Origin of the sequence: Actinospineispora eucalypti (assembly GCF_039543365.1) — a bacterium.
GTDB lineage: Bacteria > Actinomycetota > Actinomycetes > Mycobacteriales > Pseudonocardiaceae > Pseudonocardia > Pseudonocardia eucalypti.
Genome location: NZ_BAABJP010000020.1, coordinates 119,948 through 146,129, shown reverse-complemented (window position 1 = coordinate 146,129; position 26,182 = coordinate 119,948). Strand labels below are relative to the sequence as shown.

At 71.9% G+C, this 26,182-nt stretch carries 24 protein-coding genes; 16 read left to right on the top strand and 8 right to left on the bottom strand.

The features are described 5' to 3' along the window. Nucleotides 1-7: 7 nt before the first annotated feature. The 7 genes from ABEB12_RS21295 to ABEB12_RS21265 are packed head-to-tail and all read left to right on the top strand — an operon-like array spanning nucleotide 8 to nucleotide 6,408. A complete protein-coding gene (locus ABEB12_RS21295; protein ID WP_185060350.1) occupies nucleotides 8-1,024 on the top strand; it encodes an MCE family protein in 1,017 nt (338 codons plus the stop codon). Further along, a complete protein-coding gene (locus tag ABEB12_RS21290) occupies nucleotides 1,024-2,022 on the top strand; it encodes an MCE family protein (protein WP_185060351.1) in 999 nt (332 codons plus the stop codon). Before ABEB12_RS21295 ends, ABEB12_RS21290 begins: the two co-directional genes overlap by 1 nt. Then, on the top strand, nucleotides 2,019-3,092 hold the full coding sequence (locus ABEB12_RS21285) for an MCE family protein (RefSeq protein WP_185060352.1): 1,074 nt from the start codon (nucleotides 2,019-2,021) through the stop codon (nucleotides 3,090-3,092). The genes ABEB12_RS21290 and ABEB12_RS21285 overlap by 4 nt, the downstream gene beginning before the upstream one ends. Beyond that, nucleotides 3,089-4,168 (top strand): MCE family protein, encoded by a 1,080-nt coding sequence (locus tag ABEB12_RS21280; RefSeq protein WP_185060353.1) that lies wholly within the window; start codon nucleotides 3,089-3,091, stop codon nucleotides 4,166-4,168. Before ABEB12_RS21285 ends, ABEB12_RS21280 begins: the two co-directional genes overlap by 4 nt. Beyond that, a complete protein-coding gene (locus ABEB12_RS21275; RefSeq protein WP_345703006.1) occupies nucleotides 4,165-5,391 on the top strand; it encodes an MlaD family protein in 1,227 nt (408 codons plus the stop codon). Before ABEB12_RS21280 ends, ABEB12_RS21275 begins: the two co-directional genes overlap by 4 nt. Nucleotides 5,392-5,417: 26 nt before the next feature. Then, a complete protein-coding gene (locus tag ABEB12_RS21270; protein WP_185060355.1) occupies nucleotides 5,418-6,167 on the top strand; it encodes a methyltransferase domain-containing protein in 750 nt (249 codons plus the stop codon). A gap of 58 nt (nucleotides 6,168-6,225) precedes the next feature. Then, nucleotides 6,226-6,408 carry a hypothetical protein gene (locus ABEB12_RS21265; RefSeq protein ID WP_185061417.1) on the top strand — a complete coding sequence of 61 codons (183 nt, stop codon included), beginning with the start codon at nucleotides 6,226-6,228 and terminating at the stop codon, nucleotides 6,406-6,408. Here the strand turns inward: ABEB12_RS21265 and ABEB12_RS21260 are convergent. After that, nucleotides 6,405-7,682: an MFS transporter gene (locus ABEB12_RS21260; protein WP_185060356.1), complete on the bottom strand. Its 1,278-nt coding sequence runs from the start codon at nucleotides 7,680-7,682 to the stop codon at nucleotides 6,405-6,407. The genes ABEB12_RS21265 and ABEB12_RS21260 overlap by 4 nt on opposite strands. A 118-nt stretch (nucleotides 7,683-7,800) precedes the next feature. Between ABEB12_RS21260 and ABEB12_RS21255 the strand changes: the two genes are divergently transcribed. After that, nucleotides 7,801-9,096, top strand: coding sequence for an acyltransferase family protein (locus ABEB12_RS21255; RefSeq protein ID WP_185060357.1), 1,296 nt, complete (start codon nucleotides 7,801-7,803; stop codon nucleotides 9,094-9,096). A gap of 232 nt (nucleotides 9,097-9,328) precedes the next feature. Here ABEB12_RS21255 and ABEB12_RS21250 read toward each other — a convergent pair whose 3' ends face one another. Further along, nucleotides 9,329-10,750: an AarF/UbiB family protein gene (locus ABEB12_RS21250; RefSeq protein ID WP_185060358.1), complete on the bottom strand. Its 1,422-nt coding sequence runs from the start codon at nucleotides 10,748-10,750 to the stop codon at nucleotides 9,329-9,331. 456 nt (nucleotides 10,751-11,206) lie between these two features. Then, nucleotides 11,207-11,848 carry a TetR family transcriptional regulator gene (locus ABEB12_RS21245; RefSeq protein ID WP_185060359.1) on the bottom strand — a complete coding sequence of 214 codons (642 nt, stop codon included), beginning with the start codon at nucleotides 11,846-11,848 and terminating at the stop codon, nucleotides 11,207-11,209. A gap of 223 nt (nucleotides 11,849-12,071) precedes the next feature. Here ABEB12_RS21245 and ABEB12_RS21240 point away from each other — a divergent pair, with 223 nt between their 5' ends. The 6 genes from ABEB12_RS21240 to ABEB12_RS21215 all read left to right on the top strand — a co-directional run bounded on the left by ABEB12_RS21240 (nucleotide 12,072) and on the right by ABEB12_RS21215 (nucleotide 18,145). After that, nucleotides 12,072-13,631: an NAD(P)-binding domain-containing protein gene (locus ABEB12_RS21240; RefSeq protein ID WP_185060360.1), complete on the top strand. Its 1,560-nt coding sequence runs from the start codon at nucleotides 12,072-12,074 to the stop codon at nucleotides 13,629-13,631. Nucleotides 13,632-13,633: 2 nt separating this feature from the next. Then, nucleotides 13,634-14,479, top strand: a complete 846-nt coding sequence (locus tag ABEB12_RS21235; RefSeq protein WP_185060361.1) for an SDR family NAD(P)-dependent oxidoreductase — start codon at nucleotides 13,634-13,636, stop codon at nucleotides 14,477-14,479. Next, nucleotides 14,476-14,835 (top strand): DUF4873 domain-containing protein, encoded by a 360-nt coding sequence (locus ABEB12_RS21230; protein WP_345703005.1) that lies wholly within the window; start codon nucleotides 14,476-14,478, stop codon nucleotides 14,833-14,835. Before ABEB12_RS21235 ends, ABEB12_RS21230 begins: the two co-directional genes overlap by 4 nt. Before the next feature lie 111 nt (nucleotides 14,836-14,946). Beyond that, on the top strand, nucleotides 14,947-15,717 hold the full coding sequence (locus ABEB12_RS21225) for an SDR family NAD(P)-dependent oxidoreductase (RefSeq protein WP_185060362.1): 771 nt from the start codon (nucleotides 14,947-14,949) through the stop codon (nucleotides 15,715-15,717). A 107-nt stretch (nucleotides 15,718-15,824) separates the two neighbouring features. Further along, nucleotides 15,825-16,748 (top strand): extracellular catalytic domain type 1 short-chain-length polyhydroxyalkanoate depolymerase, encoded by a 924-nt coding sequence (locus ABEB12_RS21220; protein WP_185060363.1) that lies wholly within the window; start codon nucleotides 15,825-15,827, stop codon nucleotides 16,746-16,748. A 170-nt stretch (nucleotides 16,749-16,918) separates the two neighbouring features. Beyond that, on the top strand, nucleotides 16,919-18,145 hold the full coding sequence (locus ABEB12_RS21215) for a CoA transferase (protein ID WP_185060364.1): 1,227 nt from the start codon (nucleotides 16,919-16,921) through the stop codon (nucleotides 18,143-18,145). On the opposite strand, the gene ABEB12_RS21210 is transcribed toward ABEB12_RS21215, so the two are convergent. Continuing rightward, nucleotides 18,108-19,418: an MFS transporter gene (locus ABEB12_RS21210; RefSeq protein WP_185060365.1), complete on the bottom strand. Its 1,311-nt coding sequence runs from the start codon at nucleotides 19,416-19,418 to the stop codon at nucleotides 18,108-18,110. The two genes, ABEB12_RS21215 and ABEB12_RS21210, sit on opposite strands and share 38 nt — an antisense overlap. 81 nt (nucleotides 19,419-19,499) lie before the next feature. Further along, on the bottom strand, nucleotides 19,500-19,892 hold the full coding sequence (locus ABEB12_RS21205; RefSeq protein WP_345703004.1) for a VOC family protein: 393 nt from the start codon (nucleotides 19,890-19,892) through the stop codon (nucleotides 19,500-19,502). A gap of 150 nt (nucleotides 19,893-20,042) precedes the next feature. On the opposite strand from ABEB12_RS21205, the gene argS reads away from it, so the two are divergent. Continuing rightward, complete coding sequence (gene argS / locus ABEB12_RS21200; protein WP_345703003.1) at nucleotides 20,043-21,815, top strand: arginine--tRNA ligase; 1,773 nt, start codon at nucleotides 20,043-20,045, stop codon at nucleotides 21,813-21,815. Continuing rightward, on the top strand, nucleotides 21,812-22,573 hold the full coding sequence (locus ABEB12_RS21195; RefSeq protein WP_345703002.1) for an RluA family pseudouridine synthase: 762 nt from the start codon (nucleotides 21,812-21,814) through the stop codon (nucleotides 22,571-22,573). The genes argS and ABEB12_RS21195 overlap by 4 nt, the downstream gene beginning before the upstream one ends. Nucleotide 22,574: 1 nt before the next feature. On the opposite strand, the gene lepB is transcribed toward ABEB12_RS21195, so the two are convergent. From lepB to ABEB12_RS21180, 3 genes are all read right to left on the bottom strand, one after another. Then, nucleotides 22,575-23,297 carry a signal peptidase I gene (gene lepB / locus ABEB12_RS21190; protein ID WP_345703001.1) on the bottom strand — a complete coding sequence of 241 codons (723 nt, stop codon included), beginning with the start codon at nucleotides 23,295-23,297 and terminating at the stop codon, nucleotides 22,575-22,577. A 490-nt stretch (nucleotides 23,298-23,787) separates the two neighbouring features. After that, nucleotides 23,788-24,738 (bottom strand): TAXI family TRAP transporter solute-binding subunit, encoded by a 951-nt coding sequence (locus ABEB12_RS21185; protein ID WP_345703000.1) that lies wholly within the window; start codon nucleotides 24,736-24,738, stop codon nucleotides 23,788-23,790. Next, the gene (locus ABEB12_RS21180; RefSeq protein WP_185060367.1) at nucleotides 24,732-26,174 is read right to left on the bottom strand and encodes an ATP-binding protein; all 1,443 of its coding nucleotides are present in this window, start codon (nucleotides 26,172-26,174) and stop codon (nucleotides 24,732-24,734) included. The genes ABEB12_RS21185 and ABEB12_RS21180 overlap by 7 nt, the downstream gene beginning before the upstream one ends. Between the last annotated feature and the right edge of the window lie 8 nt (nucleotides 26,175-26,182).

Genomic DNA, 26,182 nt, shown 5'->3' with positions numbered 1-26,182 from the left:
GCGGGGCATGAGCGTTCGTCGTGAGGTAGTCAAGCTGCTCGTGTTCAGCGTGGTCGCGCTGACCCTGCTGTGGATCCTCTGGTCCACCCTGCTGAACACTGTCGGCGGGGACACCCGCGCCTACACCGCCGAGTTCACCGACGTCTCCGGCCTGCACGAGGGCGACACGGTGCGCAGCGGCGGCGTGCGGGTGGGCCGGGTGGAGTCGATGAAGCTGGTCGGCCCCCGGGCCCGGGTGACCTTCGAGGTGCAGTCGGCCCAGCCGATGTACGAGAACACCCGGGTGGTCATCCGGTACCAGAACCTGATCGGGCAGCGGTTCCTGTCCCTGGTGCCGGGCGAGGGCAGCGCCCCGCCGCTGGTCGACGGCGCGTTCATCCCGATGGAGCGCACCGAGTCCTCGTTCGACGTTGCCGAGCTGCTGAACGGGTTCCAGCCGCTGTTCACCACGTTCAACCCGGCCGAGTTCAACCGGCTCAACGCCACCCTGGTGCAGGTGCTGCAGGGCAGCGGGAAGGACATCGGGCCGCTGCTGGAACAGACCGCGCAGCTCAGCAACACCATCGCGGACCGGGACAAGGTGATCACCAGCGTGATCGACAACCTGGTCCCGGTGCTGGACCAGCTGTCCAGCAAGACCCCCGAGTTCGACCGGCTGCTGGACCAGTCCGAGCGGCTGGTCGGCGGGCTGAACGAGCACACCGGGGAGATCTACGGCGCGCTGGAGAAGGTGCGTTCGGTGACCGGCACCGCCGAGGACCTGATCTCGGACATCCGCCCCGACCTGCGCGCCGACCTGGGCAAGGCCACCGAGGCCTCCGACGTGTTCCTGGACAACGACGAGCACCTGGTCGCCACGCTGGACGGGCTGCCGCCGTTCCTGGCCGCGCTCGGCCGGACGCAGCACTACGGCTCGTTCATCAGCCTGTACGCGTGTGACCTGGCCATCCAGATCCCCGGGCTGCCGCCGGACCTGCTCAAGATCCCGGACTCCGTGGCGACCCATACCGAGGTGTGTCGCTGATGCAACGACCACTGCTCCGCCCGCTGGGCGAGTACAACCCGTTCTGGCTGGGCCTGGTGGCCTGCGCGGTGATTGCTGCGATCGTGCTGGCCGCGCTGGGCTTCGGCCTGCTCGGCCTGGGCAAGGACCGGTACAGCGCCGAGTTCGCCAACGCCGGCGGCATCCGCCCGGGCAACGAGGTGCGGGTGGCCGGCATGGGCGTCGGTGAGGTCACCGGGGCCGAGCTGGAGGGGGACCACGTGCTGGTCTCCTTCCGCATCGAGTCGGACGTCGAGCTCGGCGCGGACGTGCTGGCCAGCATCAAGCTGGGCACGCTGCTCGGCGGCCGGTACCTGGAGCTGCGCCCGTCGGCCACCGGCAGCCCGAAGAACAACCGGATCCCGCTGGCCCACACCACGGTGCCCTACGACCTGTCCAACGTGCTGGAACAGGCCACCCCGCTGACCGAGCAGCTGGACGAGAAGCTGCTGCACCAGGCCATGGACGAGGTGAACAAGAACCTGCGCGGCGACGGGCCGAAGGTGGCCGCCGCGCTGGACGGGCTGGGCCGGCTGACCGACGTGGTGAACAGCCGCCGGGAGCAGATCGGGAAGATCATCCGATCCACCGACACCCTGGTCACCCTGGCCGACCAGCGCAGCGACCGGCTGTTCGCGCTGCTCGGCCAGACCGACACGCTGCTCAAGGCGCTGGTGTCGCGCCGCGACCTGATCCGGGGGCTGCTCTCCGACCTGGCCTCGCTGACCGACGAGCTGCGCGGCCTGCTCAAGGAGGACGAGCCCAAGTTCGGCCCGCTGCTGGACAACATCGTGGAGCTGTCCGACCTGCTCAAGAAGAGCGACAGCCAGATCGACCACGCGCTGGAGCTGCTCGCGCCGGCCTCCCGGTACACCGCGAACGCGTTCGGCAACGGGCCGTTCTGGGACGTGCACCTGCCGTACTCGATCTTCCCCGACGACTTCCTCTGTGCCGTCGGCTTCAACAAAGGTTGCAAATGAGGACCCTGCGCAGGACGGCCCTGGCCCTGGTCGCGCTGCTCACCGTGCTCGGCACGGTCAGCTGCGGCGTGGGCGCCGGGCCGACGAAGATCAGCGCGCAGCTTTCCGACTCGGTCGGGCTCTATCCGGGCAACGACGTCGCGGTGCTGGGCATCAAGGTGGGCAGCGTGACCGCGGTCCACCCGGCCGGCCGGTACGTGCTGGTCGAGATGGCGGTGGACCCGGAGATCAAGATCCCGGCCGACGCCATGGTGGTGACCCTGTCCCCGTCGGTGGTGACCGACCGCCGGGTGGAGCTGACCCCGGTCTACCGGGGCGGACCGACCATGCGGGACGGCGCGCTGATCCCGATCGAACGCACCCGCACCCCGGTGGAGATCGACCGGGTCTTCGCGGCCGCCGACAAGCTGGCCGCCGAGCTGACCAAGGACAAGGACACCACGCGCGCGCTGAACGGGGCGCTGGCCACCTCGGCCGACCTGGTGCGGGGCAACGGGGACAAGTTCAACCACGCGCTGAAGGGGGTCGCCGACTCGGTCGGCGTGCTCTCGGACAACCGCGACCAGCTGGTCAACCTGATGCGCAACGGCGAGCACCTGACCGCCGTCGCGGCCCGCAACGACCAGGTGATCCGTTCGGTGACCGGCAACCTGAACCAGGCCGCCGCACTGTTCGACCAACAGGGTCCCAACCTGGTGCGGGTGCTGGACGACCTCACCGACGTGCTGGACCGGACCGAGCACCTGCTCAAGGAGCACCGGTCGAAGTTCAACACCTCCGTGGACAACCTCCAGGTCACCGTGGGCACCCTGGCCAACCGCAAGCGCGAGCTGCAGGAGTCCCTGGACGTGCTGCCGCTGCTGCTGCAGAACCTGGGCAACGCCATCGACACCAAGGCGGGCGGGGCACGCGTGCACATCTCGATCTTCCAGCCGATCCTGGACACCGAGCTGGCGAAGGGGCTGTGCGCGCGGTTCCCGCTGCCGCTGTTCTGCCCCACGCCCGGCGGCCTGGCCGGTGCCGGGATGCCGGACCTGGCCGGGCTGTTCCTCGGCGGGAGGAGCCGGTGAGGGCCCGGTTGTCGCGGATGGCGCTGGTCCTGCTGCTGGGCGCGGCGCTGTCCGGCTGCTCGCTGTCCGCCACCGACCTGCCGCTGCCCGGGCTCGGCGTGGAAGGGGAGAGCTACGAGGTGACGGCGGTGTTCGCGGACGCGCTGAACCTGCCGGACGGCGCGCACGTGAAGCTCGGCGGCGACGACATCGGCCGGGTTCGGGAGATCCGGCCGGACAAGTTCGACGCGCGCGTGACCATGCAGCTGCGGGCCGACATCCGCCTGCCCCAGGGCACCACCGCCGAGCTGCGCCAGGCCACCCCGCTGGGCGAGGTGTTCGTGGCGCTGCACCCGCCGGCGGGGCGGGCCGCGCCCGGCGCTCCGGCGCTCAAGGACGGCGACGTGATCGACCTGGCCCGCACCGACTCGGCGGCTTCGGTGGAGGACCTGCTGGCCACCCTGTCCGGGGTGGTCAACGGCGGCGGCCTGGCCCAGCTGCCGGTGATCACGCACGAGGTGAACGCGGCGCTGGCCGGGCGCGCGCCCGAGCTGAACCGGCTGATCAACACCACCCGCACCACGGTGGGCACGCTCACCGCGCACACCAAGGACTTCGACCGGGTGCTGGACGCGGCGAACCGGGCCAGCCACACCCTGCGCGAGGGCTCGAAGACCATCGACGAGGGCTTCCGGGACCTGCCGCCGGCCGTCGAGGTCTTCGCCGACGAGACGGACCACCTGGTCGGGGCGCTGAACAGCGCCGGCCGGGCCAGCCGGACCGCCGACCACATCCTGCGCGAGTCCGATCACGAGGCGCGCGGCCTGCTGCGGGCCGCCGGGCCGGTGCTGGACGGGTTCACCGACACCCGGCCCTACCTGGGGCCGTCACTGGACAGCCTGGTGTACCTGGGCCGTTCGGTCGAGGCGATCACCAAGGGCGAGGGCGCCGCCGCGCACGGGGTCATCGCGCTGGGCAACCTCATCCTGCTGCCGCCGATCTCCGGCCCGCCCGGCCCGAACGACCTGGCCGACGGCGGCCGGGACCTGGCCAACATCTTCGAGCGGCAGCTGCGGACGTTCGGGGGTACCCGGTGAAGGGGCGGGCGGTGATGACCGTGCTCTCGGTACTGGCCCTTTCCGCGGTCGGCCTGGCCTACCTGCTGTTCGGGGTCATCCGGATCGACCCGTTCAGCAGTCCGATGACCATGACGGTGAACCTGGCCAAGACCGGCGGGCTGCTGGACTACTCCGAGGTCACCTACCGGGGCATCCCGATCGGCCGGGTCACCGCGATCGACCTGCCGCCCGGCGGCGCGCGGGCGGTCATCCGGGTCAACGAGGGGGTGCGCATCCCCACCGACACCGAGGTGGTGGTGGCCAACCTCTCGCCGGCCGGCGAGCAGTACCTGGACTTCCGGCCGAGGACCGACCAGGGACCGTTCCTGGCCGACGGCGCGGTGATCGACCAGCGGCAGACCCGGCTTCCGGTGCCGTTCCCGCAGGTGGTGGGCAACGTGACCCAGCTGGCTATGCAGGTGGACCCGGACAACGTGCGCACCCTGGTCGGTGAGCTGGCCAAAGGCCTGCGGGACACCAGCCAGGCCACCCAGCGCACCCTGGACGGCACCGACTACCTGCTCGCCGGCCTGGAGGGCGTGCTGCCCCAGACCGTGGGCCTGCTGCGCAACAGCCAGACCGTGCTCGGCACGTTCAACGACCTGCGGCCGGAGTTCCGAGGGTTCAGCCAGCACGCCCGGGGCGCCACCGGCGCGCTGCGCGACGGCGACCCGGCCCTGCGCGACCTGCTGGACGAGGCGCCGGGCGCGTTGGACCTGGTGGACGACGTGGTGCGCAAGGACGGGCCGGACGTCGGGGAGCTGCTCGGGGACCTGGCCACGTTCAGCCAGATCGCCGCCGACCGGCTGCCGGCGATGCGCCAGGTGCTGCCCGGGCTGATCCGGGTGGGCAAGGCGGCCCCCAGCGCGGTGCAGGGCAACCAGATCACCGCGCTGGCCGACCTCTACCCGCGCCCGGTGTGCGACTACGGCACCCCGCGCCGCCTGCCCACCATCGGCGGCAGCCCGCCGCCCCGGATCTACCGGTACTGCACGGTCGACCAGCCCCGGCTGCAGCAGCGCGGCGCGCAGTACGCGCCGAGGCCGCGCGGGGACGACACGGCCGGCCCGCCGCGCGGGGCGGACCTGCTGGAGCGGGCCCGTCCGGTGAAGCCCAGCCCTCAGGAGGAGCGCACCACCAAGCCGTCCCCGGCTCCGGCTCCCGCCGCCCCGCCGGCGTTGCCGCTGCTCGGCGGCGGGTGAGCGGTGGGTGAGTGGGTGAGCCGCCGGTGAGCACCGCGCGCGTGCGTGAGCTGCTGGACCCCTCGCGGCTGGACCGGGAGCCGGACGACTCGGCCGGCTACCTGGACCTGCTCGGCGACACCGAGGAGTACCGGCGTACCCGGGCGCAGCGGGCGATGCACAGCGGCCTGGTCGCCTCGATCTACCAGCGTTGGTGGCGGCCGGCGCTGACCGTGCTGCTCAGCCAGGGCGCCACGGTCGAGGAGGAGGGCCGGGAGGCGGTGCGGCTGCTCGACCTGGGCGGGCCGATGCGGGTGCTGGACGTGGCCTGCGGCCCCGGCAACTTCACCCGACTGTTCGCCTCGGCGCTGAGCGGTGACGGGCTGGCGGTCGGCCTGGACGCCTCCGAGCCGATGCTGGCCCGCGCGGTGCGGGACAACGCCGTGCCCCGGGCCGGTTACCTGCGGGCGGACGCCCGGCGGCTGCCGTTCCCGACGGCCAGCTTCGACGCGGTGTGCTGCTACGCGGCGCTCTACCTGGTGCCCGAGCCGTTCACGGTGCTTTCGGAGATGCTGCGGGTGCTCGCCCCCGGCGGGCGTCTGGCATTGATGACGTCACTGCGCCCGGACGCCGAGCCGTTGCGCACCGCGGCGAGCGGGCTGGCCTGGGCCAACGGGTTGCGCCTTTTCGACCGCGAGGAGCTGACCGGCGTGCTGCGCTCGGCCGGGCTGGTGGACATCCGGCAGCGGGCCGGCGGGTTCGCCCAGTTCGTCAGCGGCCGCCGGCCGCTCGACTGAGCCGCCTAGTTACACTCTGTCGAAGTTTTGTCACCAACAGCGATCATGGGGGAGAGCCATGGGGGCGCACAGCCGCGACGATGCCGAGGACACCGAGTTCGCCGACGTCGCCGACCAGCCGACCGAGAGTGCCGGTGGTGAGCACGAGGCACCGGAGGGCGCGCCGCTGCACCCGCTGATCGACCTGTCCCGTGACCCCAACCCGGGCAAGGCCGACCACGCCCGCCCCGGCGAGGACTAGCGTCCCCGCGCGCCGGCCACGTCCCGGTCCGGGTGGACCAGTAGCGCCACCGACACGCCACCGATCGCGGCCACCACACCGAACACCTGGAAGGCCAGCGCGTAGCCCTGGGCCGGGGTGTCGGCCGCGTCCACCAGGATCCCGGTGAGGGCGGGGGCGATCAGCCCCGAGGTGGCCTGCAGGGCGAAGTAGAGACCCAGCACCGAGCCCTGCCGCCCGGCCGGGGCGATCCGGGACACGCAGGCCGCGAGCAGCGGCAGCGAGGTCGCCGCGATGCCGTAGCCGACGCAGACCAGCGCGATGGCCAGCGTGACGTCCTTTGCCGCCGGCAGCGCGGCGAGCAGCAGCCCGCCCACCACCAGCGACCCGGCGGCGACCAGCCCGCGCAGGGTCCGGGAGCTGCCCCCGGCGGACAACCGTCGGTCGGTGAACCAGGAGATCCCCACCATCGCCGCCATCGCCACGACGCTGGGCAGCCCCAGCATGCTGCCGGCGGCCAGGCGGGGGAACCCGAGCCCCTTCTCCAGGTAGGACGGCAGCCAGGTGAGTACCACGGAGACCAGCGCGTACATCGCGAAGGTGCCCAGCACCGCGCCGATGAAGGTGGGCCGGCTGACGATGCGCAGGAACGGCACGTCGTCGTTCGCGGCGGCCGCCGACGTGGCGGACCGGGCATACGGCCCTTCACGGCCCACCAGCACCCACACCGCCGCCCACACCAGGCCGAGCACCGCCAGCACCACGAACGCCGCCCGCCAGCCCCAGCCGACCACGATCAGCGCGAGCACCGGAGCAATGGCGATCTTGGCGATGGACGCACCCGAGCTGATCAGGGCGGCCGGAAGCGCGCGCCGCTCCTGCGGGAACCAGGTGAACGCGGCGACGCTGGCCATCGCGGTGCTCGGACCCTCGGCCGCGCCCAGCGCGATGCGGCTGATCAGCAGCGCGGTGCCGGTGGCGAACACCAGCACCGGCAGCTGGGTGACCGACCAGGCCAGCACCATGACCAGCAGCACCCAGCGGGCGCTGACCCGGTCGGCGACGAACCCGGTGATCACGCCGACGATGCTGAACAGGAAGTAGAACGCGCTGCCGATGAACCCCAGCTCGCTGTTGGACAGCTTCAGGTCCTCCATCAGCGGCTGCGCGGCGATGCCCAGGATCGACTTGTCGGCCCAGTTGACCACGATGAACAGCACGGACATCGTGGTGACCGTCCAGGCCTGGACCGCGCGTACCGGCGGGGCTTCAACCTCGGCCGTGGGTGTACCCATGAGCTAACGCCTCCCCCTCGAAGCTGAGAGCCATTAGATGCGGTTCTCTCAGCAAACGTCAACGGGTTACGTAGTTCCCCGGATGTTCGGGCGGCCGCCGGGCGGGAGCCTGATCGGCATGACGGACAACGCAACCCTCCCGCGCGGCGCCCGGGCGCTGGACGCGGCGACCCCGGCCGACCGGGACCGCTACGCCGACCTGCTGCGGCTGTTCTCCATCGGCATGGTCGCGGTCGGGCATTGGGTGGTCGCCCTGCTCACCGTGAACGGCGCCGGCACACTGGGCACGGCGATGCCGGCCATGCTGTCCACCTGGGTGTGGCAGGTGATGGCGCTGTTCTTCTTCGTCGGCGGTTTCGCGCACGCCCGCGCGCTGCGCCACGACGTGCCGTGCCGTGTCTCCGTCGGGCGCCGAACTGGGCGCCCGCGCCGTGCCGCCGGCTCCGCCGGCGGGGACTTCGTCCGGTCCCGGGTGGCCCGGCTGCTGCCTCCGGTGCTGGCCATGCTGGTCATCTGGACCGGGCTGGCCCTGGCCATGCAGGCGGCCGGGCTGACCGGCGGGGTGTTCGCCGTCGGCCGGCGGATCATCACCGTGCCGCTGTGGTTCATCGGCGTCTACCTGCTGGTGGTGCTGGCCGCGCCGGCCATGATGCGGCTGCACCGGCGGCACGGGCTGTGGCCGGTGTTCGGCGCGCTGGCGGCGGCCGCCGGGGTGGTGGATCTGGCCGCGACCTCGGTGCCGTTGGTCGGGTACGCCAACATGCTGTTCGTGTGGCTGGCCGTGCACCAGCTCGGCTACGCCTACGCGGACGGCACGCTGCTCCGGGGTGGCCGGCGGCTGGCCTCCGCGTTCGCGGTGGGCGGGCTGGCCGGCGCGGCGCTGCTGGTGTTCGGCACCGACCGCTACCCGGTGCTGATGGTCGGCCTGCCCGGCAACGAGGCGTCCAACTCCGCGCCGCCCACTCTGGCCCTGCTCGGCCAGGGGGTGTTCCTGGTCGGCGTGGCGCTGCTGCTCCGCCCGGCCGGCACCGCGCTGGCCGCCCGGCCCCGGGCCTGGCTGGTGGTGGCCGCCGGCAACTCGATGATCATGACCATCTTCTGCTGGCACCTCACCGCCTGCTACCTGGTGCAGGGGTTCCTGCTGCTCACCGGCGTGACCGTGCCGGCCGCCTCGGCCCTGCCGCTCTGGCTGCTGGCCTGCACCCTGGTCTGTGCGCTGCTCGTGGTGGCGTTGCGCCGTTTCGAGCGCCCCCGGCCGGCGGGCACCGGTCACCCGGCGGCCGCCGTGGCCGGCACCGTCGCCGCCGCCCTGGGCCTGTTCGCCATCTCCCGCCTGGGCCTGGACAGCGCCGCCTGGCCCCAACTCACCTCCCTGGCCCTGCTAGCCGCCGGCGTCCTGACGCTCAGGCGGTGAGCGCCCACCCCTCACCCATATCGCTGGTTTCACCAGGTCATGTCGCTGATTCGGCTGGCTCGGGCCGATCAGTCCGAGCTGGCGAAATCCGCGACATAGCGTGGTGGAACCAGCGACATGGGGCGGTGGAACCAGCGACATGGGGCGGTGGAGCCAGCGACATGGGGCGGTGGAGCCAGCGATACAGGGTGGTGGAACCAGCGATATGGGGTGAGGAGGGGAGCGATATGGGTTAGTCGGGCATGGGGGTGCCGAGTTGGGCGGCTCGGGCGGAGGCTTCGGTGGGGAAGATGTTGCGCATCAGGAAGGGGTCCATCGGGAGGACCCAGTCCGGCGCCAGGAGGTTGGAGTAGCGCTCGAAGTAGAGAAGCTGCTTGGCGAAGAGGGTCAGCTCGGGCGGGTTCTCGCCGGAGTAGCGCTCCGCCGTGTTGAGCATCAACTCGATGATCTTGCGGGGGTTCAGCCGGGAGATCGGCGCGTCCAGGAATGGCCCGAACACCGCGCTCAGCGCGAAGCCGAGCTGCCCGTCGGTGGCCCCGGTGACCTCCTCCGGGGCGAGTACCCCGCACCGGCGCAAGCCTCGGGCCACCCGCTCGAAGTCCCGGTCGAACATCACCGTGTAGAGCACGTCCCGCAGCAGGTCCCGCCAGTGCGCGTCCAGCTCGCCCATGATGCCGAAGTCGAGGAAGGCCATCCGGCCGTCGTCCAGGATCCACAGGTTGCCGGCGTGCGCGTCGCCGTGGAACGGCCCGTGCACGATGGCCGCCTCCAGCCAGGCCTTCACCCCCCGGCGCATGGGCAGCTCGCCCTCGATGCCTTTGGCCAGCAGCATCTGCGGGTTGTCCATCGGCGTGCCGTACAGCCGCTGCATGCAGATCAGCTTGGGCGCGCAGTAGTCCCAGTAGATCTCCGGGACCACCACGCCCTTGTTGTCCCCGAAGGCGGCCACCGCCTCGCCGAACCGTTCCTGGTTGGTGGCCTCCAGGGCGAAGTTGAGCTCCTGGCAGGTGGCCAGGTAGAGCTGTTCGACGATGCCTTCCAGGCTCATCAGCCGGACCAGCGCGACGTGCTTGTCCAGGCGACGGGACAGGCGGCGCATGATGCGCAGGTCGGTGATCATGCGTGGGCCGATGCCGGGGCGCTGCAGCTTGACCACCGCCGCCCGCCCGTCCGGCAGCTGGCAGGCGTGCACCTGGGCGATGGACGCGGCGGACAGCGGCACGTCGTCGAACGAGGCGAAGAGCGTCTCCACCGGCCGGCCGAGCTCGGCGGCGACCAGCCGCCGCGCCCGCTCGCTGGGGAACGGTGGCATGTTGTCCAGGCAGCGCTGTGCGGCGGTGCTCAGCACCTGCGGGAACAGCCCCGGTGACGAGGCCATCAGCTGGCCCAGTTTCACGAACATCGGGCCGAGCTTGCCGAACGCGGTCACCGCGGCCTCGGAGGCCGCCACCGGGAGCGGGGCGCCGCGCCGGCGCAGCACCCGCCGGACCAACCAACGCAGCCAGGCGCCGGCCAGGTGGGTGTTCAGCACCCAACAGGTGGTGATGATCCGGCGCAGCTCGGCGAGCCCGAACCGGTCCAGCGGCGGGTACTGGATCTCCAACAGCTCGGCCGGCGGCCGTTGGGCGAACGGACCCGCGAACTCTGCTGCCATAGGCAGAGGAACCTAGCGCACCGCTTCCGAAGTCATCTGGTCGCCCGCAACGCCCGCATGTTGCTGATGTGACAACCTCGGCGAACCTTTCGGGGCCGGTCCGGTTTCAAAGACGGCTTGGACGGCGCGGCGTGGCGGTCTCCCGCGGCTCTGGTGCGGCCCGTTGCGTTGCAGTCGGTGGGCTCGCCCCACGCGTCACTTTCGTTTCATGAGTGGTACATGGTGGGGCTTGGTGCGTGATCGAATACGCATGGTGTTCCCCTCGTGAAATACATGTTGCTGATGTGTCCTATGGAATCAGCGACGCTGTCGATCGAAACGGAACCCGCCCGAGGTGAGCCAGCAGCGGCAGAAACGCACCGGGCCGCACCAAAGCCGCGGCGGACTGCCTCGCCGCGCCATCCAAGCTGTCCTCAGGCTGGGCGCCGTCCCAGATATGGGGTGTTTCAGGGGCTGCTAGCGGAGTCGGCGGCGGCGGGACTGCTGGGGCGGTTCGGGCGGGGTGAGGGCCGGGATGAGCAGCTCGCCGAGGAACTCCTCCAGGTTGCCGGGCGGCTCGATGAGGATGAGCGAGGCGGTGATCCGCACCAGCCACTGGGCCAGCGCGACCGGGTCCCGCCGGGCCAGGTGGCCGGTGCTGATGGCCAGGCTGACCAGTGGGACGAAGCTCGCGGTGGCCCGCTCCATCAGGTCGGTCACGTCGCGGGCCACGAACGAGCCGATCAGGTCCCGCTCGTCGGCCAGCATCTTGGCCATCACAGGGTGGTTCCGGGACTCGCGGACCAGGGTGGCGATCAGCTCGACCACCGACTGGGGGCCGATCGGGAAGGCGATCCGCCCGGGCAGCGTGGACAGCAGGCGATGCGAGTCCCGCGCGGCCAGCAGCATGATCTGCTGCTCGATGTTGCCCACCTGCCGGTAGACGGTGGTGCGGTTCACCCCGAGCTCCTGCGCCACGTCCTGCACGGATGTGCGGCGCACCCCGTAGCGGGCGAAGCAGCGCGACGTGGCGTCCAGGAAGGGGTCGAGCGACGCCGGGGGTGGCGGCGGCAGGCCCTGGATCGAGTCGGGGAGTGGCAGCACAGACGGCGTGTCCACCCGCTTCCCTCCAGTCCATCACGTTGGGCCCGACCCGTGTCCACCCTATCGACTCATTGCCCGGGATGAGGTCATGTGTAGCCGATTCCCGGGACAGTGTTATCGATCATCACTGGACCGGCGGTGAGTCACACCCGTGTTGTGCACGAATGTGCGCACCGGTTGCAGTCATTGCAACTTTAGAGCAGAATTGTCGCACTGTAGCTCAGTCTGACGGGCGGCCATGGGTTCCGAGAAGAGAACGACGATCGACACCGAGGTGCTCATCGTCGGTGCCGGGTTCTCCGGGCTCGGCATGGGAATCGGGCTGACCCGGGAGGGCCAGCGGGACTTCATCATCGTGGAGAAGGCCGACGAGGTCGGCGGTACCTGGCGGGACAACACCTACCCGGGCTGCGCCTGCGACATCCAGTCCCACATGTACTCGTTCTCGTTCGAGCCGAACCCCGGCTGGACCCGGCTGTTCTCCACCCAGCCGGAGATCTGGGACTACCTGCGCCGCACGGCCAACAAGCACAACCTGCGCCGGCACATCCACTTCGGCCTCGAGGTCACCGGCGCGCGCTGGGACGCCGGGGCGGCGCGCTGGCTGGTGCGGGTGCACACCGGTGTGGAGTACCGGGCGCGCTACCTGGTCGCCGGGGTGGGCGCGCTGCACATCCCGAACATCCCCGCGCTGCCCGGCATCGAGCGGTTCGAGGGCGAGACCTTCCACTCCGCCCGCTGGAACCACGAGTATCCGCTGGCCGGCAAGCGGGTGGCGGTGATCGGCACCGGGGCCAGCGCCATCCAGTTCGTGCCGGAGATCGCCGGCCGGGTGGCCGGGCTGACCCTGTTCCAGCGCAGCGCGCCGTGGGTGCTGCCCCGGCCGGACCACGCCGTGCCGCTGCCGGTGCGCCTGGCGTTCCGGCTGTTCCCCCCGCTGCGCCGGCTGTACCGGGCGGCGCTGTACTGGCTGAACGAGTCGGCCGTGCTCGGCTTCAACGGGCACCCCCGGCTGCTCGAGGTCCTCGAGCGGCTGGGAACCCGGCACCTGCGCAACCAGGTGGCCGACCCGGTGCTGCGGGAGAAGCTGACCCCGCGCTACCGGATCGGCTGCAAGCGGCTGCTCGGCTCGAACACCTACTACCCGGCCCTGGCCCGGCCGAACGCCGAGGTGGTCACCGCCGGCATCGCCGAGGTGCGCGAGCGCGAGATCGTGGACACCGACGGCGTGGCGCACCCGGTGGACGCGATCATCTACGGCACCGGCTTCCACGTCACCGACGCCTTCGAGTACCTGGACATCAAGGGCCGTGACGGGGCGGACCTGGCGCGGCGGTGGCGCGAGGAGGGCATCCAGACCCACCTCGGCATCACCGTCGCCGGTTTCCCCAACCTGTTCTTCCTGCTCGGGCCGAACACCGGGCTCGGCCACAACTCGGTGGTCTTCATGATCGAGTCGCAGATCCGGTACGCGCTGGACGCGATGGCGATGGCCGCCGAGCACGGCGCGGAGACCCTTGAGGTGCGGCGCACGGCCCAGGCCGCGTTCAACGCCCGCATCCAGCGCCGGCTGGCCAAGGGCGTGTGGAGCACCGGCGGCTGTACCAACTGGTACCTGGACGCCAAAGGCGTGAACCGCACCATATGGCCCGGATTCACCTGGCGTTATTGGCTCGCGACGCGCAGGGTCAAACCGAGGGACTTCGAACTGACCGTGCGCCGGGAACCCTCGGTGGATGAACCGGGCGCGCCGTCGGCGCCTCGGTCGCTGACGGCACTGCCCATGGAGGGAAGGTAGCTGTGAAGAACTTCGCCGACCGGGTCGCGGTGATCACCGGCGCGGGCTCGGGAATCGGGCGCGCGCTGGCCATCGAACTGGCCGCCCGGGGCGCCAAGCTGGCGGTGTCGGACATCGACGAGATCGCGGTCGCGGACACCGCCGCGCACTGCGAGAAGCTCGGCGCCGAGGCGCGCTCCTACCGGCTGGACGTGGCCGACCGGGCCGCGGTCACCGCGCACGCCGAGGCGGTGGCCACCGAGTTCGGCCGGGTCAACCTGGTGGTGAACAACGCCGGGGTGGCCGTGATGGCCACCGTCGAGGACCTGTCCTACGAGGACTTCGACTGGATCGTCGGGATCAACTTCTGGGGCGTGGTGCACGGCACCAAGGCGTTCCTGCCGCACCTGATCGCCTCCGGCGACGGGCACCTGGTGAACATCTCCAGCGTGTTCGGCCTGGTCGGGGTGCCGACGCAGAGCGCCTACAACGCCACCAAGTTCGCGGTGCGCGGGTTCACCGAGGCACTGCGCCAGGAGATGCTCATCGAGAAGCGGCCGGTGGGGGTCAGCTGCGTGCACCCCGGCGGCATCCGCACCAACATCGCGCGCGACGCCCGCTCGGCCGACGACAGCACCGCCGACCAGCGCGCCACCGACTTCGCCCGGATCGCCCGGACCACCCCGGAGGACGCGGCCAAGACCATCCTGCGCGGCGTCGAGCGCAACCGCTCCCGGATCCTGATCGGCCCCGACGCCTACGTGTTCGACGCGGTGCCCCGGCTGCTCGGGCCGTCCTACCAGCGGGTGGCCGCTCTCGGCGCCCGGGTGGCGAAGCGGTTCGGCGCACCGCTGGGGGGTGGCCTGTGAGCGAGGATGTGGACGATCGGCGGCAGCCCGGTGCGAGCGAGGACGCAGAGCACGAGGAGGGTTACACCGGTGCCGCCGTCGTGCTGATCGAGGACGTGAGCGTGCCGGTCTCGGTGATGCTGCGCGGGGTGTTCCAGCCGATCGACGGCCACTACCACTGGTACGGGCGGCTTTCCGCGAACGAGCAGCTGGACGAGCTGGTGGCCGGCAAACGCACCGAGGTGCTGCTGCGCACCCCGGTCGGCGAGGGCCGGGGCGCGCTGGCCGACCAGGACGTATGGGGCCGCTACCGGATCGACGGACAGGGCCGGCCGCCGTTCCCCCTCGAACTGGACGTCTCGGAAGAGACGTCCTGAGCCGGCCGGGTGCCGCGCGCGGAACAGGGGAGCGCGCGACACCCGGCCGGTGATTGTTATATCTCTACCCCCGAACGTGTCCGGGTGATCGCAACCTGCCAAGCTCAAGGGATGACCGAGCGCGCGCCGTCCCCGGACGACTGGGGCAACGTGCTGCTGCTCGGCGGCCGCAGTGAGATCGGCCTCGCCGTGGCCCGGCGGCTGGTCGCCGGCGGGGCGTCCACGGTGGTGCTGGCCGCCCGCGGGGCGGACCGGCTGGACGAGCAGGAGGCGGCGCTGCGCGCGGCCGGGGCGCACGCCGTGCACCGGCTGGAGTTCGACGCGGACGACCTTGCCGGCCACCGTTCGGCGCTGGAGAAGGCGGTCGGTCTCCTCGGCCGGCTGGACGTGGTCGTGCTGGCCTTCGGGGTGCTCGGGGATCAGGCGCGCGCGGAGCGTGACGCCGAGCATGCTTTGGCCGTTGTACATACCGACTACACCGCCCATGTGGGCGTGCTCACCGAGCTGGCCGGGCTGCTCCGTGGGCAGGGCAGCGGAAGGATCGTGGTGTTCTCCTCGGTGGCCGGGGTGCGCGTGCGGCGGGCCAACTATGTCTACGGCTCGGCCAAGGCCGGGCTGGACGGCTTCGCCAACGGCCTGGCCGATGCGCTGCACGGCTCCGGGGTGCGGCTGCTGCTGGTGCGGCCCGGGTTCGTGGTGGGCCGGATGACCGAGGGGATGAGCGCGGCGCCCTTCTCCAGCACCCCCGACCAGGTGGCCGGGGCGACTGTCCGCGCGCTCCGGGCCGGGCGGGGCGAGGTCTGGGTCCCGTGGGTGCTGCGGCCGCTGTTCGCCGCGCTGCGCACGCTGCCCCGGGCGGTCTGGCGGCGGATGCCGCGATGAGTCTTCGCGCCGAACCGGGGGCCGCCGCGCGGCCTCCGGTCACAATTAGCAACGCGCTAGCACAAAAACCGCGCCGATCGGGCCGCTGGCCTGGTATCAATCCACTCATGCGAATGGCGGCGGTCCGCTGGTTTGCGGCGGTGGCCCTGCTCGCTGCCGCATCGGTGAGCTGCGCCGCCGAAGAGCCCGCTCCGCCGGCCAAGGCACCCACCATCCAGGTGAACCGCACCGTCACCCTCTCCACCGCCTCCGGCCCCCGCACCGCCCTGGTGCACCGGCCGGCCAACCTGCCGCGCAATGCGCCGCTGGTCGTGGTCATGCACGGCGCCTACGGCACGGCCGAGCACACCAAGGCCTCGTTCGGCTGGGATGCGCTGGCCGACCGGGACGGGTTCGAGGTGGTCTACCCGAACGGCTACGGGCGGTTCTGGAACGCCGGCTCCTGCTGCGGCTCGCCGCACGCCCGCAACGTCGACGACGTGGAGTTCCTGCACCGGCTCACCGAGCAGCTGGTGGCCACGGACGGGGTGGACCCGCGCCGCGTGTACGCCGTCGGCATGTCCAACGGCGCGATGATGGCCTACGCGTGGGCCTGCGCGCATCCGGACGACGTGGCCGGCATCGGCGCCGTGGCGGGCGCACTGGTGGCCAGGTGCGACCCGGCGCCCGCGATGACCGTGGTGGCCATACACGGCAGCGCGGACCGAAGTGTGCCCATCAACGGCGGGGTCGGGCCGAAGAGCGTCTCCAAGTACAACTATCCGGCGCTCTCCCAGACCCTCGCGCCGTTCCTGGCCGCCGACGGCTGCCTGCCGACGCCCACCCGCACGGAGAAGGCGCCGGTGCAGCTGAACACCTGGTCCTGCGCCTCCGACCGGAGCATCCTGCTCGCCGTGGTGAACGGCATGGGCCACGACTATCCCGGCGCCCGCCCCGCCGACGCGGTCAAACGCGTGCTCCGCCAACCCCCCGGCCCACTCGACGCCACCACCTTCCTCTGGACCAACCTCCGCAGCTCCGTCCTCAGCTGATTCAGTGCATCCAGCACACTGATTCAGTCACTTTGGTACGCCGGTTCGGTGCGTTCAGCACGCTGGTTCAGTCGGTTCAGCAGGCCGATTCGGTCGGTTTGGCAGGGCCGCCGCGGGCTGGGGCCGTGTCGCGTAGCCGCTGAGTGCGTGCGTCGCGCCATGATCGGGGCATGACTCCCGACGACGTAGCGTTGCCGCTGGCCGGTATGCGAGTGCTCGAGGTGTCCTCGTTCGTGGCCGCGCCGCTCGGCGGTATGACGCTGGCCCAGCTGGGCGCCGAGGTGATCCGGGTGGACCCGCTGGGCGGCGCGCCGGACCACGGGCGCTGGCCGCTCGCCCCCTCCGGCACCAGCCTCTACTGGGCCGGCCTGAACAAGGGCAAGAAGTCGATCTCGGTGGACCTGCGCTCGGCGGAGGGCCAGGAACTGGTCACCCGGCTGGTCACCGACTCCGGGCCGGAGGGCGGGATCGTGCTCACCAACGCGGTCGGCCGACGCTGGCTGGAGTACGCCGAGCTGCGCAAGCACCGCCCGGACCTGATCCACGTGCAGATCGAGGGGCACCACGACGGTACCCCGGCGGTGGACTACACGGTGAACGCCGCCGTGGGCTTCCCGATGGTCACCGGGCCGGAGGGGCACGCCGACCCGGTGAACCACGTGCTGCCCGCCTGGGACATCGCCTGCGGGCTGTACGCCACCCTGGGCATCCTCTCGGCCGACCGGCGGCGCCGGCTCACCGGCGAGGGCCAGCGGATGAGCGTCGCGCTCTACGACGTCGCGCTGGCCATGGCCGGGAACCTGGGCTTCCTGGCCGAGGCACAGGTGAACCGGGTGGTGCGCAAGCGGCTGGGCAACTACCTGTACGGCGGGTTCGCCCGGGACTTCGCCACCCGGGACGGTGGCCGGGTGATGGTCTGCGCGCTCACCAAGCGGCACTGGTCCGACCTGCTGGAGGCCACCGGTCAGCGCGAAGTGGTCGGCGCGCTGGAGCAGAGCCTGGGTGCCGACTTCAGCACCGAGGACGACCGGTTCGAGTACCGCGAGGTGCTGGCCGGACTGCTGTCCCGCTGGTTCGCCAAGCACGACCTCCCGCAGGTGCAGGCCGCGCTGGCCGGCACCTCGCTGCTGTGGTCCACCTACAACACGTTCGCCGAGCTGGTGGCCGACGACCTGATCGCCAGCAACCCGATGATCCAGGTGATCGACCAGCCCGGGGTCGGCCGGCACATGGCGCCGGGGATCCCGCTGGCGCTCGGCGCCGGGCCGCGCGCGCCGGTGGCCCGGGCACCGGTGCTCGGCGAGCACACCGAGGAGGTGCTCGCCGCGCTCGGCATCGACGATCAAGGGGTATCCGCGCTCATCGGGCGGGGAGTGGTCGGTCCTCCTCCGAAGTGACCGCGCGGTCCCGCGCGGTGTCCGGGGCGAACGAGATGGCCAGCAGCGCGACCAGGGACACCGCCGAGAGGTACCCGCCGACGGCGAGGCCGCTCCCGGTCGCGGCGTACAGGTAGGTGGCCACGAACGGCGCGGGCGCGGACGCGATGATCCCGCTGAGCTGGTAGGCCAGCCCGGCCCCGGTGTAGCGAATCTCGGTCTCGAACAGCCCGGGGATGAAACTGGTGATCACCGCGCTGGACAGCGCGTGCGCCACGGGCAGGGCGAGCACGGCGGCCAGCAGGATGCCCGGTGTCGTGCCGGTGCGGAACGCGGCGAAGATGGGCACCCCGACCACGATCCCGGCCACCGCGCCCCACTGCAGCAGGCGCTTGCGGCCGATGCGGTCGGCCAGCACGGCGATCAGCGGCATGCTCACCACGTCCACCGCGGCCGCCACCATGATGCAGAGCAGGATCGGGCCGCGCGCGATGCCGAGATCCTTCGGCCCGTAGGCCAGCAGGTACACCGTGGCCAGGTAGAACACCGTGTTGCCGCCGGCGATGGACAGCGCGCCGATCAGTACCGCGCCCGGCCGGCGGCGCAGCACCTCCAGCAGCGGGACCGTCGGTTCCGCCGGCCGCCGCGCGCGCATCCGCTCGAACTCGGGTGACTCGGTGATCCGCACCCGGATGTACAGGCCCACCGCGATCAGGGCCGCCGAGGCGAGGAACGGCACCCGCCATCCCCAGGCCTGGAACTGCTCCTCGGGCAACCGCTGCGCCAGATAGAACCCGCCGGTGGCCAGCACCAGCCCGGCCGGCACACCGGCCTGCGCCCAGCTGGCGAAGAACGCCCGCTTGCGGTCCGGCGCGTGCTCCAGGGCCATCAGGGCCGCGCCGCCCCACTCCCCGCCGACCGCGAACCCCTGCACGAACCGCAGCGCGACCAGCGCCACCGGGGCGGCGATGCCCACCTGGGCGTAGGTGGGCAACAGCCCCACGAGCACGGTGGCCACACCCATGCCGAGCAGCGAGAACACCAGCATCCGCTTGCGGCTGACCCGGTCCCCGAAGTGGCCGAACACCACGCTGCCCAGGGGCCGGGCGATGAACGCCACGGAGAACGTGGCGAACGAGGCCAGCATGCCGGCGGTCGGGCTGAGCGTCGGGAAGAACTGCTTGTTCAGCACCAGCACCGCGGCGGTGCCGAAGATGAAGTAGTCGTACCACTCGACGGTGGTGCCGACGAAGCTGGCGAACGCGACTTTGACCGGCCCCACCCGCTGAGTCATGACTCAGTATGGCTCAGAAAGGGTGTAAGCATCACCCCGGAAATCGATTTCAACTGCCGGTCGCGCGAGTTGGTTCTCGGGTCAGTCGGTGCCCGTCCGGCTGCGCAGCGGGTGGTCCGGCGGTACCTCGACCACCGCGATCCGGATGCCGTCCGGGTCGGCGATCCACATCTCGTCCAGGCCCCACGGCTCGCGTTTCGGCTCGCGCAGGATCTTCACGTCCCGTTCGCGCAGCGTGCGGTGGGTTTCCGCCAGATCCCGCACCTGCATCCACAGCTCGACCGTCTCGCCGGCGGGCCCCGCCGCCCGGCCGGACACCTCGAGCAGGCCGTTCCCCAGGAAGAACACCGTGCCGCGTTCCGGGCCGGTGCCGAACTCCCGGTAGATCGCCAGGCCGAGCTGGTCGCGGTAGAAGGCGCGGCTGCGTTCCGGGTCGACCGGCCGCAGCAGGACCCGGCTGCTGAGGATCTCCACAGGGGGAGTGTAGGTGCGTACGCCAGCTGAGCCCGGAGCTGCGTGCCGGGCGATCGGCGGCGCGGCTAGCATGAATGGGGCGTTCATGTAGACCGCCAATACGGTGTCGACGCGTGTGGGAACCGCTCGACCAATTCTGGAGGCAAGTGCGTGGCTGACGACGTGTGCTCTTTGGCGGAGCTGACCCGGGGGGCGGTGTCGGCGGCCATGCGCGCCGCGCTGCCGGCCGAGCTTGCCGAGGCGGACCCGTTGATCCGCCGATCCGAGCACGCCGACTACCAGGCCAACGCCGCGATGTCGCTGGCCAAGAAGGCCGGCCGCAAGCCCCGTGACCTGGCCGATGCGATCGCCGGCGCGCTGCGCGAGGACCCGGCCGCCGGCCTGGCCGTGGAGGTTTCCGGCCCCGGCTTCCTGAACCTGAGCGTCACCGACCGGGCGGTGTGGCGGCAGGTGGCGGCGCGGCTGGCCGACGACCGGCTGGGCGTGGGCACCCCGCAGCTGGGCCGGCGCACGGTGGTGGAGTACTCCTCGCCGAACATCGCCAAGGAGATGCACGTCGGGCACCTGCGCACCACGATCATCGGGGACGCGCTGGCCCGGCTGCTCGAGTACCTGGGCGCCGAGGTGCTCCGGCAGAACCACCTGGGCGACTGGGGCACCCAGTTCGGCATGCTGATCCAGTTCATCGACGAGCACCCGGACGCCAAGTGGCGCGCACAGGACCTGGCCGAGGGCGACGCCGGCACGGTTTCCGCGCTCGACGGGCTCTACCGGCAGGCCAGGGCGAAGTTCGACGCCGACCCGGAGTTCGCCGACCGGGCGCGCCGCCGGGTGGTCACCCTGCAGTCCGGCGACGAGGCCACGCTGGCGGTGTGGCGGGAGCTGGTCCGCGAGTCGGAGAAGGCCTTCCAGGTCATCTACGACTACCTGGGCGTCTCGCTGAACGCGCAGCACTCCGCCGGCGAGTCCACCTACAACCGGTACCTGGACGAGGTCGCCGCCGAGGTGGAGGCGTCGGGCGTCGGGCAGATCTCCGACGGCGCGCTGTGCGTGTTCTTCGACGGCGTCACCGGCGCGGACGGCAACCCGGTGCCGCTGATCGTGCGCAAGAGCGACGGCGGCTACGGCTACGCCACCACCGACCTGGCCGCCATCCGCTACCGGATCCGCGACCTCAAGATGAACCGGCTGATCTACGTGGTGGGTGCCCCGCAGGCGCTGCACTTCCGGATGGTGTTCGACACCGCCCGCCGGCTGGGCTGGCTGACCGACGACGTGGAAGCCGTGCACATCGCGTTCGGCAACGTGCTCGGCCCGGACGGCAAGCCGTTCAAGACCCGGGCCGGCGGCACGGTGCGGCTGGTCGAGCTGCTGGACGAGGCGGTCGCGCGGGCCCGCGCGGAGATCGAGACCAAGCCGCACACGCTCGAGCCCCAGGAGCTGGACGTGGTGGCCCGGCAGGCCGGCATCGGCGCGGTCAAGTACGCCGACCTGGCCACCTCGCGCACCAAGGACTACAGCTTCGACCCGGACCGGATGGTCTCCTTCAACGGCAACACCGGCGTCTACCTGCAGTACGCGCACACCCGGATCCGGTCCATCCTGCGCAAGCTGCCGGAGGACGCGCGAACCGAGCTGGACGTGGACGCGCCGCTGCACCCGGCCGAGCGCGGACTGATCCTGCTCAACGACCAGTTCGCCGGCACGTTGACCGAGGTGGCCGACACCCTGGAGCCGCACCGGCTGTGCGGCTACCTGTTCTCGCTGGCCAAGGCGTTCACCGAGTTCTACGAGGCGTGCCCGGTGCTGACCGCCGAGACCGAGCAGCTGCGGGCGAACCGGGTGGAGCTGTGCCGGCTGACCGGGGCGACGCTGGCCGAGGGCCTGCGCCTGCTCGGCATCGAGACACCCGACCGGATGTGATCTCCGACTGGGGCGCGGTACGGCGGGACCGGGTGCTCGCCGAGACCGACGACTACCTCGTACTGGACAAGCCCGCCGGGGTGTCCGTGGCGGGCGAACGCCACGACACCGACCTGGTGCGCATCGCCGCGGCGGCGGGGGAGCAGCTCATCCCGGTGCACCGGATCGACAAGGTCACCTCCGGGGTGGTGCTGCTGGCCAAGAGCACGGCCGCGCACGGCCCGTTGACCAGGCAGTTCACCATGCGCACGGTGGAGAAGACGTACCTGGCGATCACCCGGTCCACCGGGCTGCCGGCGGCCGGTGAGATCGAGCTGCCGCTGGGCGTCGGCCGGAAGAACCGGGTCCGCATCGCCGCGCCCCGGGAGGAGATCGTCTTCGATCCGGCCGCCGCCCGGTGGACCGTGCCGGCGGCCTCGGTGCGGCCCCGCGCGTTCCCGTCGTCCACCGCGTTCACCCTGGCCTGGCAGGGCGAACGGCACAGCCTGCTGGTGCTGCGCCCGCACACCGGACGGCGGCACCAGATCCGGGTGCACCTGGCCTGGATCGGCCACCCGATCGCCGGTGACCCGTTATTTCCGGACGACGACGGCCCGGCGGCGCCGCGAACCTGCCTGCACGCCTGGCGGCTGGAGTTCGACGACCTGGCAGGGAAGCGGGTGGAGGCACGGACCTCGCCGGACCCGGGGTTCTGGTCTCCGGTCGCCCCCGAGCTGCCCCTGGACCGGCGCCGGCAGGTCCTGCTCGACCTCGGCTGAGCTACCGCTGGGGGTTGTGGTCGTCGATCCAGCTCAGCCGGTTCAGCGGGATGGTGATCAGTCGAGCCTTGCCGATCACGCTCTCCAGGGGCACCGGGCCGTGCCCCGGCGCCCGCGAGTCCAGCGAGTTGTTCCGGTTGTCGCCCATCATCCACAGCGCGCCCGCCGGCACCTTGACCGGCCCGAACGGGGCCTGCTGCTCGGGCGCGCCGTCGGGGCCGTCCGACGGGAAGTGCAGGTACGGCTCGTCCAGCGGCCGGCCGTCGACCAGCAACCGGTTCCGCGCGTCGCAGCAGGACACCGTCTGGCCGCCCGTCGCGATCACCCGTTTCACCAGCTCGGAGCGGTACGGCGGGACCAGGCCGAACAGCGCGGCCAGGTCGTGGCTGCCCCGGGCGAGCAGGTTGTCCGGCGGGGCGGGCTCCAGCCGGGACTCCTCCCAGCTGTCCGGCATCTGGAACACCAGCACCTCACCCGGGTGGGGATCGCGGAACCGGTAGGTCAGCTTGTCCACCAGCACCCGGTCGTTCAGGCAGCCGGTGCAGCCGTGCAGCGTGGCCTCCATCGAGCCGGACGGGATCATGTACATCCGGGCCAGGAACGCGGAGATCAGCGTGGCCAGCACCAGCGCGAGCAACAGCCGACCCAGCCAGCCGCCCACCGAGGGCCAGAACCGGCCGGACTTGCGCGCTGACGGGGTTTGCTCGACCGGGGCTTCGGACACCGGCTGATCGTTCCACACGGGTCGGCGGGGTCGCGCCGACGCTCCGGTTGGGTGCGGCGCCGGTTCCAAGGATTGCTCGGACGGCCGAGGCCGGGGTTCTCGGCCGGCCTCGAGCGGCCCTCGCGTTCGTCCGGGCGTTCGAAGAGCGGCGTGGGGGCTCTGCCGCAACTTGGGTGCCGCCTCGTGCGTTCGTTTCCGGCGCCGGCGCCGTGGGGCTGCCTGATGATCATCGAATACATGGTCAGCATGACACCAGGGCTGCTCCGGACGGGCCGACGCGTCCACCATGTCATGCTGATCATGGAATGGCCAGGAGGGCCGGACCATTGGTCACTCTGGTTGCGCGGACCGCGGGGCGGAGGCCGAGTCCGGGCACGGCCCGTGACTCCGTGGCCCACGACCAACGCAACGGCCGCTCCGTATCGGCGTGAAACCCGAGCTGCGGCCATCCAAGCAAATCTTGAGAACCGGCATCGCACGAATTGGAACTTCAGCCGTGCAGGGAGCGGTAGGCGGCCATGGCGCCGGGGTGCAGGGGGATGCCGCTGGTGACGATCAGGCTGCGCGGGTCCAGGAACTGGGTGCCGAGGGCCTGCTCGGGTACCAGGCGGGCGGCGTGGGTGACCAGCGTGCGGGTGACCACGTCGACGATCTCCGCGTCCAGTTCGGGCCGGCACACCACCAGGTTGGCCACCCCCACGGTGACCACCTCGCCGCCGGCGTCGTAGCTGTCCGCCGGCACCGAGACCAGCTCGTAGGCCGTGTTGTACGCACGGCGCAGCGCCGGCAGCAGCTCGTTCATCGGCAGCAGCCGGATGCGCCGCCGCTTGGCCAGCGCGGCCAGTGCCGGCGTCGGCACGCCACCCGACCAGAACAGCGCGTCGATCTGGCCGGCTTCCAGGGCGGCGATGGCGGCGACGAACGGGTGGTTCCGCACCGTGACCGGCTGTCCGCCCGGCTCGGTGTGCAGTCCGGCGACCTGCATCACCCGCCGCGCGGTCAGCTCGGCGCCGGAGCCGGCCGCGCCGGCCGAGACGGTCCGCCCGGCCAGGTCGGCCACCGTGTGGATCGGGCTCTGCTCGAGCACCACCAGCTGCAGGTAGTTCTCGTAGACCCGGCCGACGGCGCGCACGGCGGACCGGCGGTCCGGGTGGCCGTTCGCCACCTGCGCACTGTCCACCAGGGTCAGCGCCAGGTCGGCCCGCCCCTCGCTGAGCAGCCGCAGGTTGTCCCGGCTGCCCTCGGTGGCCAGCGCGCGCACCCGCAGGCTGGACTCCCTGGCCGGGATCTCCCGGGCCAGCAGCTGGGCGAACTCCAGGTAGAAACCGCCGGGCTCGCCGGCGGCGACGGTCAGCTCGCGGGCGCCGCCGGTCCCGCAGCCGGCGGCCCAGCCGAGGGCCCCGGTGCCCATCGCGGTCAGCAGCGCGCGGCGGGTCAGCACGGCAACCGCTCCGGGTCGACCACGGGCAGGGTCACCCGGACCATCAGTCCGCGCGGGTGGTTCGAGGTGAACCGCAGCGTGCCGGTGCGCATGGTGACCAGGCGCTCGGCGATCGCCAGCCCCAGGCCGGTGCCCCGGCCGTCGTCGTTGCGGGCGGCCCGCCAGAACCGCTGGGTGGCCTTGCGCATGTCTGCCTCGGACATGCCGGGGCCGTCGTCGGCCACGTTGAGCCGGATCGTGCGGTGGTCGCGGGTGGCGGTCACGGTCACCGTGGCTCCCTCGCCGGCGTACCGGATGGCGTTGTCCAGCAGCACGTCCAGCACCTGGGCCAGCTCGGACTCCGGGCAGCCCACCGGCTCCAGGTCCTCGGGCAACGCGTGGGTGAGCCGCACCCCGGCCCGCTCGGCGGCGGGTTCCCACGCGGTCAGCTGGGACAGCGCCACCGTCTCCGGCCAGCACCAGGCCGGTTGGGCCTCGTCCGGGTCGTCCTCGGCCAGCGCGTCCGCCGCGCTGGCCCAGTCCGCCGCGCCGAGCCGGTCGGCCGAGGCCAGCGCGAGCAGGCCGTCCAACAGGGTCTCCAGCCGCTCCACCTCGCCGGCCAGCGACTGGTAGCCGGCCTGGGCGCTGTCCGCCACGTTTGGGGCCAGCGAGTCCACCCGCAGCCGCAGCGCGGCCATCGGGTTGCGCAGCTGGTGGGAGGCGTCGGCGACCAGCTGGCGCTCCCGCTCGGCGGCAGCGGCCACCGCGTCGGACATCTGGTTGAACGACTCGGTCAGCTCGCGCAGCTCGGGCGGCCCGCCACCGCGCTGCACGTGCGTGCCCCGTTCGCCGGCGGCCATGGCGCGCACCCCCACCTCCAGCTTGGCCAGCGGGCGCAGCACCCAGCGGGCCAGCAGCAGCGCGAGCAGTACGAACCCGGTGCCCGCCATCAGCGCGCCGAGCACGATCAGCGCCCACGCGGCCGCCACGTCCGACGCCGCCCTGGCCACCGAGACGCGCAGCGCGACCACCCCGGCGATGCGGGTGTCCGTGCCGATCGGCCGGGCCAGCAGCTCCTCGTCGTCGGACCACGGGGTCAGCCGGGGGATGTAGCGGCCACTCTCGTTGCGCAGCGCCCCGTCGATCAGGCGCTTCACCTTCGGGTCGTCCAGGGTGAGCCCGCCGGCCGCGACCAGGGGCAGGCGGCGCTGGTCGGTGACCAGCACCCCCTCGCCGTACAGCTCCGCGTACGCCGTCGCCTCCTTCTCCAGCGCGGACGCGTCACCGCCGGCGGTGGCCTGCGCGGCGAGCGCGGCGAACCGGTTTAGCGCGGCCGTGCGGTCGATGACCAGCCGCTGGGTTCGTTCGGCGGCGGCGCTGGCCAGCAGCGGCCAGGCGAACGCGGCCACCGCGACAGCGGCGAAGGTGAGCAGCGCCAGGATCAACCGGCGGCGCATGGCTGGCC

Excerpts from the sequence above, each read along its gene's own strand:
- ABEB12_RS21240 (WP_185060360.1), top strand. The coding sequence starts at position 12,072 with ATGGGTTCCGAGAAGAGAACGACGATCGACACCGAGGTGCTCATCGTC.
- ABEB12_RS21255 (WP_185060357.1), top strand. The coding sequence starts at position 7,801 with ATGACGGACAACGCAACCCTCCCGCGCGGCGCCCGGGCGCTGGACGCG.
- ABEB12_RS21260 (WP_185060356.1), bottom strand. The coding sequence starts at position 7,682 with ATGGGTACACCCACGGCCGAGGTTGAAGCCCCGCCGGTACGCGCGGTC.
- ABEB12_RS21210 (WP_185060365.1), bottom strand. The coding sequence starts at position 19,418 with ATGACTCAGCGGGTGGGGCCGGTCAAAGTCGCGTTCGCCAGCTTCGTC.
- ABEB12_RS21290 (WP_185060351.1), top strand. The coding sequence starts at position 1,024 with ATGCAACGACCACTGCTCCGCCCGCTGGGCGAGTACAACCCGTTCTGG.
- ABEB12_RS21220 (WP_185060363.1), top strand. The coding sequence starts at position 15,825 with ATGCGAATGGCGGCGGTCCGCTGGTTTGCGGCGGTGGCCCTGCTCGCT.
- ABEB12_RS21180 (WP_185060367.1), bottom strand. The coding sequence starts at position 26,174 with ATGCGCCGCCGGTTGATCCTGGCGCTGCTCACCTTCGCCGCTGTCGCG.
- ABEB12_RS21295 (WP_185060350.1), top strand. The coding sequence starts at position 8 with ATGAGCGTTCGTCGTGAGGTAGTCAAGCTGCTCGTGTTCAGCGTGGTC.
- ABEB12_RS21225 (WP_185060362.1), top strand. The coding sequence starts at position 14,947 with ATGACCGAGCGCGCGCCGTCCCCGGACGACTGGGGCAACGTGCTGCTG.
- ABEB12_RS21285 (WP_185060352.1), top strand. The coding sequence starts at position 2,019 with ATGAGGACCCTGCGCAGGACGGCCCTGGCCCTGGTCGCGCTGCTCACC.
- ABEB12_RS21250 (WP_185060358.1), bottom strand. The coding sequence starts at position 10,750 with ATGGCAGCAGAGTTCGCGGGTCCGTTCGCCCAACGGCCGCCGGCCGAG.
- ABEB12_RS21215 (WP_185060364.1), top strand. The coding sequence starts at position 16,919 with ATGACTCCCGACGACGTAGCGTTGCCGCTGGCCGGTATGCGAGTGCTC.
- ABEB12_RS21265 (WP_185061417.1), top strand. The coding sequence starts at position 6,226 with ATGGGGGCGCACAGCCGCGACGATGCCGAGGACACCGAGTTCGCCGAC.